A 14,073-nucleotide genomic window follows, 5' to 3' on the forward strand; every position below is an offset into this window, starting at 1 on the left:
GGGGGGGCAGGCTGATCTCGACGCTGAGGTTCTTATGAGTGTTGTCATTACAATAACCCAAGTTGACTGCCGTAAAGCCGATATCGTGGAGACAGTGGTTTTAAGTCTCGAGGCGCCGAACGAAGGAGAGCGGTTTGAGGTTACCAAAGATAATTTGATTATCTATGGCGGAGTATACGAATTCCAGCTTTCGGTATCCTGCGTGAATATGGCGATGAGTTTCTCACTGATAAACGAAAGCGATGCTGTGCTCCGGTATGGCGGTGTAGTGACCGGAAATACACACTTCGACGTTTCGCTTGGCGCGGGTCAGTTAGTTGAAGTGCTGTTGGAAGTGAAATAAGTAGATGAGCATAAGTATCCCGGCTGATCTTGCCGGACCAAAAACGGTTGTAAGTCTCGCCAATTCTTTGCAGAAGCGCTTTGACCTGACTCGATCCGGAGATCTTGAAACGGCGATTGAGCTGGCGTGTTGCCTTCAGGTGCTTCCGCCCCGGGCTAATTTTGTGCGTTATATGGACAGCTTCATTTACGATATTTCATATAAGAGCAACAGCTACGCATGGGGGCACAAATGCGACGGTTTGGCGCTGTTGGCCTATGATGCGGACTCCCACAGCGACGACTCCCTGCGAACAAAAGCACTTGAAATCATCACCAGTAAAAATTTTGACGCGAATGACCTGGGCTGGCTGCTGGAAAACGCTCGGGGTGAGATAGAGGCTGACAAAGAAGAGCGTGAAGGTGCCGAGCTGTTAGCGCAAGCGGGAGAGGTGCTGGACCTCACTGTTAAGGAAAAGCAGCAGGGTCATTATTCGAGAATAGTGCTCTTTGCATACTATCACCAGCTACTGAAGGCCTTCATGCCGGATCTGGCTGTGAAGGAAGTTGAAGGGCTAGCTGTTTTGATTGAGCGCGAAAGGTGGAGCCTCAGGGAAATGTTGAGCGAAAGCAGGAACTGAAAAGGCTTCTATACTTTCCCGTACTAATTCTATTGCGTGATCACGGTAAAGATATGAAACAGCAGCCCGGCCAGCCCCCCGTAGAACTCACAGAGGCAAGCTTGTCATCTCTGCTGGCCGCATTGCAGCATAACAAATTCAGTGCCAGCCAACTTCTTGAAACCTGCCTCAGTAATATCGATCAGTTCGATGACCCTGCCAATCAGGTGTACACCGGCCGCTTTGATCGCACTGCCAGAGCTGAAGCCGCCGCTATTGATACACTGCAACAGGGCAGAGTGCCAATGGGAGAGCTTGCCGGGCTGCCCATTGCGCTAAAAGTGCTGTTCGATGTGGCTGGAGAGGTAACTCACTCGGGCTCAAAATGGTGGAGCCAGAAAGCACAAAGCGATGCGCTTATTGTCTCACGCCTGCGTAGGGCTGGAGCGGTTATTACCGGCCACACCAACATGACCGAGTTCGCCTACTCCGGGCTTGGGCTAAACCCCCATTACGGTACTCCCGCCAACCCTCTGGCACCGGGCCGGATATCCGGTGGCTCATCCTCCGGAGCTGCGGCCGCTGTCGCTTATGGAATGGCCGCTGCCGCAATCGGCAGCGACACTGGCGGGTCGGTGCGCATACCTGCGGCTTTTTGCGGTTTGGTCGGCTTCAAACCTACCCAAAAACACATACCTCGCGATGGCGTATTCCCCTTGTCCCAAAGCCTGGATTCCATAGGCCCCATTGCCCGCACAGTTGAGTGCTGCGCGCGCCTGGATGCCGTTATGGCAGGTGAGTCTTGGCAAAAGAACAACCCGGTTGATCTTCGTGGTCGTCGATTCGTCGTGCCTGCTAACTACATGCTGGATGACGTCTCACCGGCTGTTGCCGCTGCCTTTGCCGGTAGCCTCCGCAAGTTGCGCGAAAGCGGTGCCCAGGTTGTGGAAGCACAGGTTCCGGTGCTGGATGAATTGCCGGATCTTATGCTGAATGGCGGGCTTGCAGCAGCCGAAGGCTATCATGTTCACCGGCACTGGCTGCAGCAACGTGGAGATGAATATGACCCGCGAGTGCGGGAGCGCATGCTACGGGGCGCGGGCATCAGTGCTGCGGATTATCTTGACCTGTTGCAGTGCCGAGCCGCCCTGAAAAAGCAGGCAGACCAATGGCTCAGTGCCTATGATGGGCTTCTTGCGCCCACCGTGGCTATTGAGCCGCCCCTGCTTACGGAGCTAGAGAGTGACGCGGAATACCTGCGCCTGAACCTGCTGGTACTGCGCAACCCCACCGTCGCGAACCTTCTCGACTTGTGTGCTATCACATTGCCGAACCACCAACCCGGGGATCTGCCCAGCGGCCTGATGTTGGTAGGCCGGCATGGCTCAGACAGCACTGTGCTCGGTGTCGCACAAGCGATGGAACAGGTTCTGAAGCAGTGAGCCAGAAACCGGTGCTCGAATCCGCCGGGCTGGACGGCTGGATTGTCCGGTTGTTTGAAACGATTGACGAGGGCAACTTGCCTTGGCTGTCTGCATTGTCGAAAAGGTGCGAGCAAGTCTTTGGCGATACACTGATTGATCTGGTGCCTTCCTACACCACGCTTCTCGTTGTTTTTGACCCGATTACTTTATCGTCTTCAGAGGCCCGGGCCATGATCTGCCAGATTTTGGTGGATCTTGAGCCGGATAGCGGCGTTCAAGAGGGGCAGGTACACGAACTTCCCACCTGGTACGACATCAGCGTAGGCCCGGACTTGCCAAGGGTGGCGGATCACACCGGCATGGCGGTTACCGATGTGATCGAAGCCCACAGCCAACGCACTTATCGGGTGTTTGCTCTGGGTTTTGCACCGGGCTTTGCTTTCAAAGGATTAATCGACCCTCGCCTTGAATGCCCACGGCTTGATACGCCCCGCAAGCGAGTGCCGGCTGGAAGTGTGGCGCTGGCGGGTCGGCAAACTGCAGCCTACCCGACAGCAACTCCCGGAGGCTGGAACTTGCTGGGGCGAACCAGTGCCCGGTTGTTCGATCGGCAGCGTGAAGGGTTCAGCCTTCTGCGGGTTGGCGATCAGGTGCGCTTTGTTTCCGTCAGCCGCGAAACCTTTGAGCGTGAAGGTGGGAGCAGCAAACCTGTGGAGCTGGAATCGTGAGCTACCGGGAGAAGCCGCAGCCAAGCATACGGGTGCTGCGCGCCGGCCCTCTGGCGCTATTGCAGGACAGCGGAAGGTTTGGGGTGCGCCATCTGGGGGTAACTCAGGGCGGCCCGGCCGATCTTTACTCTTGGGCCTGGGCCAATCACCTGACTGGCAACTCTTGGGGTACTGCCAATCTGGAAATAACCTTCGGCGGTTTGCTGCTAGTGGCCGAAAGAGACCTGAACATCGCTATTGCCGGTGCTGATCTGGGGGCAACCCTCAACAATGAGCCTGTTCCTTTGTGGCAACGAGTTCGCTGGAAAGAAGGTGAGGTTCTGGCCTTTGCCAGGCCGATGAGTGGGCTACGTGCTTATCTGGCGGTTTGCGGCGGCTTTGTCGCAGAGCCGGTTCTGGGCAGTGTCGCCAGCGTTGTCCGGGAAGAGCTGGGTGGGTTTAGCGGAAAGGGCTGCAAGCTGGAGGAAGGGGATCTGTTATCTGTTCACGCTGGCGGAAAGAATAGTGGCCCAGGCTCGATGCAGGCACCTAAGGAGGCCCAACCTGATTTCAGTCAGCCTGCTGTGCTGGATCTGCTGCCGGGGGCGCAAATTGCTCATTTCGCCGGCCGCAGTCTGTTCGACGCGTTCAACACCTGGTGGCAGGTGGATGATCGAGCCGATCGTATGGGCGTTCGCCTGATCGGCCCCAAGCTTTACTGCAACATTCGTAGTCTGGTGTCTGAGGGGATCAACCTGGGCGGCGTGCAGGTGCCGCCGGATGGCCAGCCTATCGTGCTGCTGAACGATCGCCAGACCATTGGCGGTTACCCCCGATTAGGTTCGCTATCGCCGCTGTCAGCCTCCCGGCTGGCCCAGTGTTTACCGAAGCAGCGCGTGCGGCTGGTTGCCAGTGGGCACGAGGCTGCGCTTAGGGAGCTCAGATTGTTCCGGAGACAGTTCGAGTGTGTGCGTGACAATAATGTTATGTTATAACATGCTCGCATAAACACAGTATTTGGACGATGACAAAGAATCAATCCATGGCACACAACTCGAAACCCATTCCCACGCACCTGGTACTTGGCTTTCTCGGTGCTGGTAAAACCACGGCAATCCTCAACCTGCTGAAGCAGAAGCCGGAAGGCGAGCGCTGGGCGGTGCTGGTGAATGAATTTGGAGAGGTCGGTATCGACGGGGCCTTTCTGTCGAACCAGGGCGTGGCGGTGAAAGAAGTGCCTGGTGGCTGTATGTGCTGCGTTTCCGGGTTGCCTATGCAGATAGGGCTCAACAGTTTGATCAGCTTCGCGCGCCCAGATCGGTTGTTTATCGAGCCAACCGGGCTGGGCCACCCGGCACAGGTGATCAAAACGCTGACCGGAGAGTTTTACAAGGATGTGGTACACCTTTCGACGTCTGTTTGCTTGGTCGACCCGCGCCGGCTGGAAGACGAGCGTGTGCTTGCCAGTCAGCAATTCCACGACCAGGTTGCAGTGGCGGATCTGTTGGTGGCGAGCAAAGCAGATCTGTGCACGGATGAGCAGTTAGCGCGGTTCGACTCCTGGGCGAGCGACTGGCATCCGGCAAAGCGGCGCATCGGACAGATCAGTGGCGGGCAGCTTCCCCTCGAATGGCTAGCAGGGGATTCCGATCGACTACCCGCGCATTTTCCTGAAAGCCACCACCATCACCATGGTAAAGCCCTGGCGGAGAAACCCTCACTGGAGGATGAACCCTGGCAGTCCTATTTCAACAAAGGCGACGGTTTTACCAGCATGGGTTGGCGCGTTCACAAAGACCGGGTGTTCGATCAGATAGCGCTACAAAGCCTCGCCAGTAGTGGAGGGTTCGAGCGCTTCAAAGGGGTGGTGCATACCAACAGAGGCTGGTGGATGTTCAATGCCGTTGAGGGCGTACTGACACTGCTGGAAACGGAGCCCGCTGATGAGTCTCGGGTTGAAATTATCAGCCGCGCGCTGGAGCAAAATGATCTGGATCACGAACTTCGCAGTGCGTTGGTAGTACGGACATCTGCCAGTACTAAAGGATAGGGCTATACTGTATGTTTGTCGCATTAACCGGCGCAGGAATGTCAAGGAAGATAATGGCATGGCGCCATATACTGTTATCGCTCGTTAACTCAAAAGAACCTCCGCAATGCCCACAACCGTTTTTTCCGCATTTTCCAGTAACTTTCTTGGCAAGGCTCCCGTCTGGTACAAGCAGATTATCCTGCTGTTTTTGATCGTTAACCCGATCGTTATGTACCTGTTGGGGCCGGTTACAGCGGGCTGGTTGCTCATTGCCGAGTTTATTTTCACCCTCGCCATGGCGCTGAAATGTTATCCCCTATTGCCGGGCGGTTTGCTGGCAATAGAGGCGCTTCTGATCGGCCTCACCACGGCAGATGCGGTGTATCTGGAAGTACTGACCAACTTCCCGGTTATCCTGCTGCTGATGTTCATGGTGGCTGGCATTTATTTCATGCAGGACCTGCTACTGGTCGCGTTCACCCAGATACTGGTAGGGGTGCGATCGAAATCTGCCCTCTCACTTATGTTCTGCATGGCTGCGGCGGTGCTGTCTGCTTTTCTGGACGCCCTCACAGTGACTGCGGTTATCATCAGCGTTACAGTTGGCTTTTACTCGGTTTACCACAAGGTGGCCTCGGGTAAGGGCTATCAGAGTAGCGATCATAATTCAGACAGCGATGACGAGGTTATTGAACTGCACCGGGATGATCTCGAAAACTTCCGGGCGTTTCTGCGCAGCCTGTTGATGCACGGCGCTATAGGTACCGCTCTGGGCGGCGTTGCAACCATGGTGGGTGAGCCCCAGAATCTGTTGATCGCCAAGGTAGTGGGCTGGGACTTCATCGGGTTTTTCCTGCACATGGCGCCAGTCAGCATTCCCGTGTTGGTCGCCGGGTTGGTAACCTGCTGGGTGCTGGAGAAAATGCGTTGGTTTGGCTACGGTGGTCGGCTTCCCAAATCGGTTCGGCGGGTGCTGGAAGAGTTTGCAGATAACGAGCGCGCCAAGCGTACCAAGGCAGATCAGGCAGCGCTTTGGGTGCAGGCGGCTGCAGCGCTGATTCTGGTGGTGGGCCTGGCCTTGCACCTGGCCGAAGTGGGTTTGATTGGCCTGCTCGTTATCATACTGATTACTTCGTTTACCGGAGTAACCAGCGAGCACCAGATAGGAAAGGCCTTCCAGGAGTCGCTGCCGTTTACGTCCCTGCTAGTTGTGTTCTTTGCGGTTGTAGCGGTGATTCATGAGCAGCATCTGTTCAAGCCTGTGATCGACTACGTGCTGTCACTTCCGGAAGGGCAGCAGCCAGGTATGTTCTTTATTGCCAACGGCCTGCTATCCATGATCAGCGATAATGTGTTTGTGGCCACTGTGTATATCAGTGAAATCAAACAGGCACTGGATGCTGGTAGTATCAGTTATGAGCATTTTCAAAGCCTTGCCGTTGCTATTAACACCGGCACCAACCTGCCAAGCGTGGCAACACCGAATGGCCAGGCCGCCTTCCTGTTTTTGCTGACGTCTGCCATTGCGCCTCTGGTTCGTCTATCCTATGGGCGAATGGTCGTAATGGCCTTCCCCTATACTATGGTGATGGGTGGTGTTGGCCTGTATATGGTGATGTTCCATATCTGATGCCTTTCCACAGGGCTCTGCTAATCTCATCTCAGGTAGTTTGAAAAGTCCGCATACCTTCAATATGTCGGCACATTCAACGAATCGTTACTATGCGCAGACTCTGGAATCGATATTTAGCCCCGGCGCAGTTCCGGGGCTTGGCAGCCCGAATAGTGATGGTGGTTGCAGTACTGGCGGCTGTTGCCCTAACAAGGCCTGCCCTGGCTGATACTGCCGGGAACAAAGTGCGCATTGCGTACACCGAATTCCCCCCCGCTGAATACCAGAATGAACAGGGCGAACCGGCCGGTTTCTTTGTTGACCTAACCCGAAAAGTTGTCGAGGAAGCCGGTTACCAAGCCGAGTTCATTTACCTGCCTGTGAGCCGGGTTTATTTGTACTTGAAAAGCGGCACGGTTGACGTGTTTCCCGGCCTTTCCGGTGTGCCAGTTCTCAAGTACGACATACTTGAAAGTTGGGCAAATGTTTATCCGACTCAGCTTAATGCCTGGCACCTGGAAGATTCAGAGCCACTGACACATTTTGATCAGCTGGAAGGGAAAACAGTCATTGTGATCGGGGGGTACACTTATGGTGGCCTGCTGACATGGCTTGAGAATTCAGATCGTATTCGGCTTACGGAAGCCCCCAACACCCGTGCGGCACTCGAGATGCTCAAACTAAAACGCGGTGACTATGTACTGGACTACCGCGAAACGGTTGGGGATATGCTGACCCGGCCATCAGACAGCAAGATTCGTGGTTCGGAAGTGCGATCACGCTATTCGGCTTGGCTGTATTCCCTTGCAAGCCCTCGAGCGGCAGTACTCAGGGAAGAGCTTGACGATGCCTACCTGAGGCTTGTCAGCCGGGGTGAGGCCCCGCCGGTGCGAGCGTTCGAGGCAGGCTTTGTTATCCCCGGGTTCCCTCAGGCACATCGTTAAAACCGCTTTCTAATCCTTTTTCGCTTTGCTCAGAGAGATATCGCCATACCAGGCGCTTGCCTGCTCACCGGTATTGTCTGAATCCGACATGATCGCGATGCCCCGGATTGGCGGCGGGTTTTCCCCGAAGGCCTGGCGATAGTCCGCCACAATATCCCGCTCTATGGTCACCCACTCCCCGGCATTCCCGCTGCCCGAGTTAACGGCAATCATCACGGTTTTGTCTGTGTAGGGGTTGGCTATAAACTCGCCTTCCGGCAGGGTGTTTGCCCAGATGTAGTTCAGGGCATTGCCTGGCAGTTCCTCACCAAACAACACCTCTACCGTTTTGCGCTTGGCCCGCTCAAAAAAGCCCGCTTTCTCCGGCTCGAACTCGAAGGCGATGTAGATCCGGGCAGGGTAGTCATCACCGGATTTTTTCCGGGCATCGCCTTTTTCAAACACATTCGACACCTTCCACCGCCAGGTCAGTATCGGAGAACTCTCTGGCTTTATATTCAGCCGAGTGATCAGGCCGGAAGCACCGCCGGAGGCATCGGCTTTAACCACATTGGAGCCGTTCTCAGAAACCAGCTCGTAATGGGAGATCTGCTTTATGTTCGGGAATTCCAGCGGTTCCCAGCCATCAGCCAGCGATGCCATTTCGGAAAATGCCGGGAGCACTGGCTCCTGTGCTGACAGGTGAGAAGAGGCCAGGGCGAGTGCAGCTAGGAGCAGCCAAATAGTGGGGTGCGATGAGGTGCGCATTGGATAGTCTCGAGTTGTTGTGTGTTTGTAGGAGACCGAAGGATTCAAAGAAAGTGCCTTGTTCATCTTGGCTATCCTGTATATAGTGCCCAAATCCTTGGTTTGATACCAGATATGGTATCGGGAATCCGGTGAGAATCCGGAACTGACGCGCAGCGGTATTGGGGAACGAGCGTGGCACAAAGACACTGGCGCAAGCCGGGAAGTCGCCACGCAAGGCAGAGCCGAAAGGTTCACGCCCCTGAGTCCGAAGACCTGCCAGGGAATACACACTGTACCTTCGCGACTCAGGCGCCTGCATTTGGCCCTACAAGGTGAGCAGCAACAAACAAGGCATGATTACAGCCGCTGTATAGCGATTACAGGCTGATGCTGACGTTTGTCCTGCGTACGCGAAGGTTACGGAATTAACGCGTATTCAGGAGAAAACCGCATGTCTGCGACCGCTCTGGCCGAGCCTCGGCCCTCATCGCCATCCGCCACAGAAGCCTTGCAGGTAATCAAACGCAACGGCAATCTGGTCAGCTTTACCCCATCGAAAATCAGCGTAGCCGTTACCAAGGCCTTTCTTGCCGTTGAAGGCGACCAAGCCGCTGGCTCTGCGCGAATAAACGACGCTGTTCACCGGGTAACCGAGCAAGTTGTGCAGGCCATCAGCCGTCGCCTGAAAGCCGGTGGCCGGGTACACATTGAAGACATACAAGACCAGGTAGAACTGGCCCTGATGCGCGCGGAAGAGCAGAAAGTTGCCCGCGCATACGTACTCTACCGCGAAGAACACGCCCGCGAACGCGCCCTGCACGAACCGGTAGAAGCCCATCCAACCCTTACCGTAAAACTGGCCGATGGCCGCACCGCACCGCTGGATCTGGGCTTGATGAAGCAGCAGGTTGAAAAGGCTGCATTAGGCCTGGAAGGCATAGAAGCCGAATCCCTGGTGGACGAAGCCATCCGCAACCTCTACAACGGCATCGACGAAGCCGAAGTACTGAGCGCCTTGATAATGACCGCCCGCGGTCGCATCGAACGTGAGCCAGACTACAGTGCTGTCACCGCCCGCCTGCTCCTGGAACAACTGCGCCTTGAAAGCGTCACCGCTCTGAACCTCGACACCAGCCTGAGCCTCGCCGACGTTTATCCACAGGCTCTGAGCGCTTTTATTCACGCAGGCATTCGCTACGAGCTGCTGGATGAAGCCATGGCTGCATTCGATCTTGAGCAGCTGGGTGCTGCGATTAAGCCCGAGCGCGACCAGAAGTTTGGCTTCCTCGGCCTGCAAACCCTGTACGACCGTTACTTCCTGCACTGGAAAGAAGACCGCCTGGAGCTGCCGCAGGTATTCTTCATGCGCGTCGCCATGGGCCTTGCGCTGCGTGAAGACGACCCGAACAGCCGCGCCATCGAGTTCTATAATCTGTTGTCTTCGTTCGACTACATGTCATCCACACCCACACTGTTCAACAGCGGCACCCGCCACTCCCAGCTGTCGTCCTGTTACCTCACCACCGTGGGCGACGATCTGGAAGACATCTACGGCGCCATTCGCGACAACGCCATGCTCTCCAAGTGGGCTGGCGGACTGGGCAACGACTGGACACCCGTGCGCGCACTGGGCTCCCGCATCAAAGGCACCAACGGCCAAAGCCAGGGCGTAGTGCCATTTTTGAAAGTGGTGAACGATACCGCTGTTGCCGTGAACCAAGGCGGCAAGCGCAAAGGCGCCGTGTGTGCCTATCTGGAAAGCTGGCACCTGGATATTGAAGAGTTTCTGGAACTGCGGAAAAACACCGGTGACGAACGCCGCCGCACCCATGATATGAACACCGCCAACTGGGTGCCGGACTTGCTGATCGAACGCATGCGCCAAGACCGCGACTGGACTCTGTTCAGCCCCAGCGACGTGCCAGACCTGCACGACCTGTACGGCAACGCTTTCCGCGAGCGCTACGAACACTACGAAGCGCTGGCCGCAGAAGGCAAAATCGAGCTGTTCAAAACCATTCCGGCCAAGCAACTGTGGCGCAAAATGCTGACCGTGTTGTTTGAAACCGGCCACCCGTGGATCACCTTCAAAGACCCCTGCAACCTGCGCTCGCCGCAGCAGCACAAGGGCGTGGTACACAGCTCCAACCTGTGTACCGAAATCACCCTGAACACCAGCGCCGATGAAATTGCTGTGTGCAACCTGGGCTCGGTCAACCTGGCCGCCCACATCAGCAATGGTGAGCTGGATGTCCAGCGCCTCGAGCGCACCGTAAACACCGCCGTGCGTATGCTTGATAACGTTATCGACATCAACTTCTACGCTGTGCCACAAGCCCGCAACTCCAACCTGAAGCACCGCCCCGTGGGCCTGGGCCTGATGGGCTTCCAGGACGCGCTCTATGCTCTGGGCCTGCCCTACACCAGCCCGCAGGCGGTGGAGTTTGCCGATGTGGCCATGGAACAACTGAGCTACTTCGCTATCCGCGCATCGGCGCAGCTGGCGGCCGAGCGGGGCGCTTATGAAAGCTACGAAGGTTCCCTATGGAGCCAGGGCATACTGCCCATCGATTCCATCGAACTGCTAAAAGCCGCGCGCCTTGAGGGCGATCTGAGCGTAAACACTGAAAGCCGTCTGGACTGGGGCCCCGTCCGTGAGCTGATCGCCCAACACGGGATGCGCAACAGCAACGTAATGGCCATAGCGCCCACGGCTACCATCTCCAACATCGTAGGCGTGTCCCAATCCATCGAGCCGGCGTACCAAAACCTGTTCGTGAAATCGAACCTCTCCGGCGAATTCACCGTGGTGAACCCCTCCTTGGTGCGTGACCTCAAGGCGGTCGGCCTGTGGGACAACGTGATGGTGAACGACCTCAAATACTACGACGGCAGCGTGCAGCAAATTGAGCGCATACCCACCGAACTGAAATCCCGCTACGCCACCGCATTCGAGATCGATGCCCGCTGGCTGGTGGAAGCCGCCTCCCGTCGCCAGAAATGGCTGGACCAGGCCCAAAGCCTGAACCTCTACATGGCCCAGCCCAGCGGCAAAAAGCTGGACGAGTTGTACCAGCTGGCATGGGAGCGTGGCCTGAAAACCACCTACTACCTGCGCTCTTTGGGTGCTACTGGCGTGAATGAAAGTGCCGCCCCGGTTGCCGCACCGCAGCCACAAGTGTGCAGCATTGATGAACCCGACTGCGAAGCATGTCAGTAACCACTTACTACTTTTGAGAGGCACAACCATGCTGAATTGGGACGACGAAACCAAACCACAAAGCCAGCCCGCTGAACACAACAGCGTGGCCCCGGTGAATGTAGACGACAAGCGCGTAATCAACGGCGAAACCGACGTAAACCAGCTTGCACCCTTTAAGTACCCGTGGGCTTGGGAGTTCTTCATGAACGCCAACAAAAACCACTGGACCCCACTGGACGTGAACATGGCGCAAGACGTTCACGACTACCACCACCGCCTGAACCCGGCGGAAAAGCACGTGTTCGAAAACGTGGTGGCCTACCTGACCACCTCCGACATACTGGCCATGCGCAACATCGGCCTGGCCGTGATGGAAAAAATGACCGCGCCGGAACTGCAAATTTACCAGGCGCGCCAGGTATACGAAGAGGCATTGCACACCTGGACCTACCAGCACTGCATTGAAACCCTGAACCTGGACCAGAGCGAAATCTACAACCGCTACCGCGTAGTGCCGCAAATTAACGCCAAAATCCAGATGGCCAACCGCCGGCTGGATGCCGCCATGCGCTCCGACCTGAACCTGCGCAACAAAGACGACCTGCAAGAATTCATCATGTCGTACCTGTTTTTCGCTGCGGTGTTTGAAGGTTGCTGGTTCTACAACGGCTTCAGCCCCATCTTCGCTCTACAGCGCCGTGGCCTGATGCGCGGCACCGGCGAGCAGTTCCAGTACATACTGCGCGACGAAGCCATGCACTTCGCCTTCGGCCTGAAAGTGGTGAATCAGATACTGGAAGAAGAAAACATAAGCTTCGATCCCAAAGCCGTACGCGAGATGTGGGAAGAATCCGAAGCCGCCGAGCGCGACTACGCCAACTACATCCTGCGCGACCCAATCCTGGGCTACTCCGCGGAATACCACACCGAACAATTCCGCTTTGTTGCCAACCGAAGAGCCCGCACTGTAGGGCTGGAAGAGCCGTTCCCCGGAGCGAAAAACGTATCGCCCTGGCTGGATGAGCAAGCCACCATGCGTAAAGAAAAGAACTTCTTTGAAACGCGGGTGATTGAGTACCAGACCGGGGCTCAGTTGGAGTGGTGAGTACTCACAAACGCTGAGCTGCGCTCATCCCAACGGACTGCGAACCCCCGCAAAACCTTGCCCTAAAACGTGGGTATAGATTTGGGTGGTTCGCAGGTCTGCGTGGCCGAGTAGATCTTGTACTGTGCGGATATCGTTACCACGTTTTAGAAGTTCGGTGGCGAAGGTGTGGCGGAAGGTATGGCAACTGGCAGGTTTATGGATACCGACAGCCTTTGCCGCACCGCGCACAGAGCGTTGTACGGATGAAATATGGCGATGGTGTCGGGATACATTGCCTAGATTGTCTGTACACAAAACCGGAGAGGAAAAGAGCCACTGCCACGCTAACGAACGGCTTGCTCCGGGATACTTGCGAGCGAGCGCGAAGGGCATACTGACCGGGTGCAGAAACTCCTCACTGCGCTGCTGCCAAGCTTTGCGGATGCTCTCAACATGGTTCTGAAGCGGCTCAATCAGCGTGGCAGGTAATAAAGTGGTTCTATCTTTGGCACCTTTTCCGTCGCGCACGGTGATTACCTGCTGTTGAAAATCCAGATCCTTGATGCGCAGACGACAGGCCTCGGTTACTCGCAAACCAGAGCCATACATGAGGGATGCTATCAGCTTATCAGGTTCACTGAGATGGTTGATGATGCGCATCGCTTCATCGTGCGTGAGCACCACGGGCAACTTACGAGGCTTCTTTGCCCGGACTACATCTCCAATCTCGCCGAGTGGAGTCCCGAATACCTTGTCGTACAAAAACACCAAAGAGTTCAGCGCCTGTGCCTGCGTGGCTGCAGCAACATTGCGATGTACGGCAAGCCAGGTCAAAAACTCATTAACCTCCGGCGGGCCCATATCTCGTGGGTGTTTCATTTGGTGGAAACGAATGAAGTAGCGAATCCAGTACCAATAGGTTTTCTCGGTACGAATGCTGTAATGATTGACGCGAATCACCGCGCGAACCTGATCGCGTAAACGAGGCTGCTTTCCTTGCATTGTGGGCTCCCTGCCACAGGACTGTATATTTAGACAGTATTATTGGTGGCGCAGATCACAGAAGTCAAATGATTACGTAGTAGGCTTCTAAAAACTGAGCTAAGCTTTTGTTTTACGTGTTTTTGATCGGTGTACTGGGGTTCGAAAAATCCGTAATAACGAAGCAGTCAAATTTTCGCAATCACTGAGACATCGATCCAATTGCTGTTGAACTAAACCGCTTCGCGGTAGCGATTTCGCCCGCACATTTCCTGCGAAGCTGGGAGGACTGGCGGATACTTTTGATTAGCCCAAGTGGGCTATTCAGAAGAGGAGAATCCGTCATGACACCCCTACGTCAGACCATGATCCAGGCCATGTGCCAACATGGCTTTTCCCCCCGAACCCAGCACA

General features: G+C 55.8%; 12 protein-coding genes and 1 riboswitch. Of the genes, 10 read left to right on the plus strand and 2 right to left on the minus strand.

The genetic code is table 11. The features are described 5' to 3' along the window. The first annotated feature begins 34 nt into the window (after positions 1-34). The 8 genes from FFI61_RS12820 (at position 35) to FFI61_RS12855 (ending at position 7,660) form a co-directional block, all read left to right on the plus strand. Positions 35-343 (plus strand): hypothetical protein, encoded by a 309-nt coding sequence (locus FFI61_RS12820; protein ID WP_200370889.1) that lies wholly within the window; start codon positions 35-37, stop codon positions 341-343. A gap of 4 nt (positions 344-347) precedes the next feature. Further along, positions 348-962 (plus strand): hypothetical protein, encoded by a 615-nt coding sequence (locus FFI61_RS12825; RefSeq protein ID WP_200370890.1) that lies wholly within the window; start codon positions 348-350, stop codon positions 960-962. 53 nt (positions 963-1,015) lie between these two features. Continuing rightward, positions 1,016-2,383 carry an amidase gene (locus tag FFI61_RS12830; RefSeq protein ID WP_200370892.1) on the plus strand — a complete coding sequence of 456 codons (1,368 nt, stop codon included), beginning with the start codon at positions 1,016-1,018 and terminating at the stop codon, positions 2,381-2,383. Next, positions 2,380-3,093 (plus strand): 5-oxoprolinase subunit PxpB, encoded by a 714-nt coding sequence (gene pxpB / locus FFI61_RS12835; protein ID WP_200370894.1) that lies wholly within the window; start codon positions 2,380-2,382, stop codon positions 3,091-3,093. The genes FFI61_RS12830 and pxpB overlap by 4 nt, the downstream gene beginning before the upstream one ends. Next, positions 3,090-4,067, plus strand: coding sequence for a biotin-dependent carboxyltransferase family protein (locus FFI61_RS12840; RefSeq protein WP_200370896.1), 978 nt, complete (start codon positions 3,090-3,092; stop codon positions 4,065-4,067). Before pxpB ends, FFI61_RS12840 begins: the two co-directional genes overlap by 4 nt. Before the next feature lie 47 nt (positions 4,068-4,114). After that, positions 4,115-5,122 (plus strand): CobW family GTP-binding protein, encoded by a 1,008-nt coding sequence (locus FFI61_RS12845; protein ID WP_200205274.1) that lies wholly within the window; start codon positions 4,115-4,117, stop codon positions 5,120-5,122. Between the two features lie 106 nt (positions 5,123-5,228). Then, positions 5,229-6,734: a sodium/proton antiporter NhaB gene (gene nhaB / locus FFI61_RS12850; RefSeq protein WP_200205275.1), complete on the plus strand. Its 1,506-nt coding sequence runs from the start codon at positions 5,229-5,231 to the stop codon at positions 6,732-6,734. Between the two features lie 92 nt (positions 6,735-6,826). After that, positions 6,827-7,660: a substrate-binding periplasmic protein gene (locus FFI61_RS12855; RefSeq protein WP_227714879.1), complete on the plus strand. Its 834-nt coding sequence runs from the start codon at positions 6,827-6,829 to the stop codon at positions 7,658-7,660. 9 nt (positions 7,661-7,669) lie between these two features. On the opposite strand, the gene FFI61_RS12860 is transcribed toward FFI61_RS12855, so the two are convergent. Beyond that, complete coding sequence (locus FFI61_RS12860) at positions 7,670-8,302, minus strand: DUF3047 domain-containing protein (RefSeq protein WP_265092137.1); 633 nt, start codon at positions 8,300-8,302, stop codon at positions 7,670-7,672. Positions 8,303-8,488: 186 nt separating this feature from the next. Further along, positions 8,489-8,685: riboswitch (cobalamin riboswitch) on the plus strand. Positions 8,686-8,840: 155 nt separating this feature from the next. Between FFI61_RS12860 and FFI61_RS12865 the strand changes: the two genes are divergently transcribed. Then, entirely contained in the window at positions 8,841-11,609 is a 2,769-nt protein-coding gene (locus FFI61_RS12865; protein WP_200370898.1) for a ribonucleoside-diphosphate reductase subunit alpha, read from the plus strand. Positions 11,610-11,637: 28 nt separating this feature from the next. Beyond that, positions 11,638-12,696 (plus strand): ribonucleotide-diphosphate reductase subunit beta, encoded by a 1,059-nt coding sequence (locus FFI61_RS12870; RefSeq protein WP_200370900.1) that lies wholly within the window; start codon positions 11,638-11,640, stop codon positions 12,694-12,696. A gap of 24 nt (positions 12,697-12,720) precedes the next feature. Here FFI61_RS12870 and FFI61_RS12875 read toward each other — a convergent pair whose 3' ends face one another. Then, positions 12,721-13,680, minus strand: coding sequence for an integron integrase (locus tag FFI61_RS12875; RefSeq protein ID WP_200205279.1), 960 nt, complete (start codon positions 13,678-13,680; stop codon positions 12,721-12,723). Positions 13,681-14,073 lie beyond the last annotated feature (393 nt).

Source organism: Marinobacter sp. DY40_1A1, from assembly GCF_016597815.1.
GTDB classification, from domain to species: Bacteria; Pseudomonadota; Gammaproteobacteria; order Pseudomonadales; family Oleiphilaceae; genus Marinobacter; species Marinobacter xiaoshiensis.

Bases quoted from the DNA above. Each gene is read 5' to 3' on its own strand.
- FFI61_RS12820 (WP_200370889.1), top strand. From the start codon at position 35: ATGAGTGTTGTCATTACAATAACCCAAGTTGACTGCCGTAAAGCCGAT.
- FFI61_RS12825 (WP_200370890.1), top strand. From the start codon at position 348: ATGAGCATAAGTATCCCGGCTGATCTTGCCGGACCAAAAACGGTTGTA.
- FFI61_RS12830 (WP_200370892.1), top strand. From the start codon at position 1,016: ATGAAACAGCAGCCCGGCCAGCCCCCCGTAGAACTCACAGAGGCAAGC.
- FFI61_RS12845 (WP_200205274.1), top strand. From the start codon at position 4,115: ATGGCACACAACTCGAAACCCATTCCCACGCACCTGGTACTTGGCTTT.
- nhaB (WP_200205275.1), top strand. From the start codon at position 5,229: ATGCCCACAACCGTTTTTTCCGCATTTTCCAGTAACTTTCTTGGCAAG.
- FFI61_RS12855 (WP_227714879.1), top strand. From the start codon at position 6,827: ATGCGCAGACTCTGGAATCGATATTTAGCCCCGGCGCAGTTCCGGGGC.
- FFI61_RS12860 (WP_265092137.1), bottom strand. From the start codon at position 8,302: ATGGCATCGCTGGCTGATGGCTGGGAACCGCTGGAATTCCCGAACATA.
- FFI61_RS12865 (WP_200370898.1), top strand. From the start codon at position 8,841: ATGTCTGCGACCGCTCTGGCCGAGCCTCGGCCCTCATCGCCATCCGCC.
- FFI61_RS12870 (WP_200370900.1), top strand. From the start codon at position 11,638: ATGCTGAATTGGGACGACGAAACCAAACCACAAAGCCAGCCCGCTGAA.
- FFI61_RS12875 (WP_200205279.1), bottom strand. From the start codon at position 13,680: ATGCAAGGAAAGCAGCCTCGTTTACGCGATCAGGTTCGCGCGGTGATT.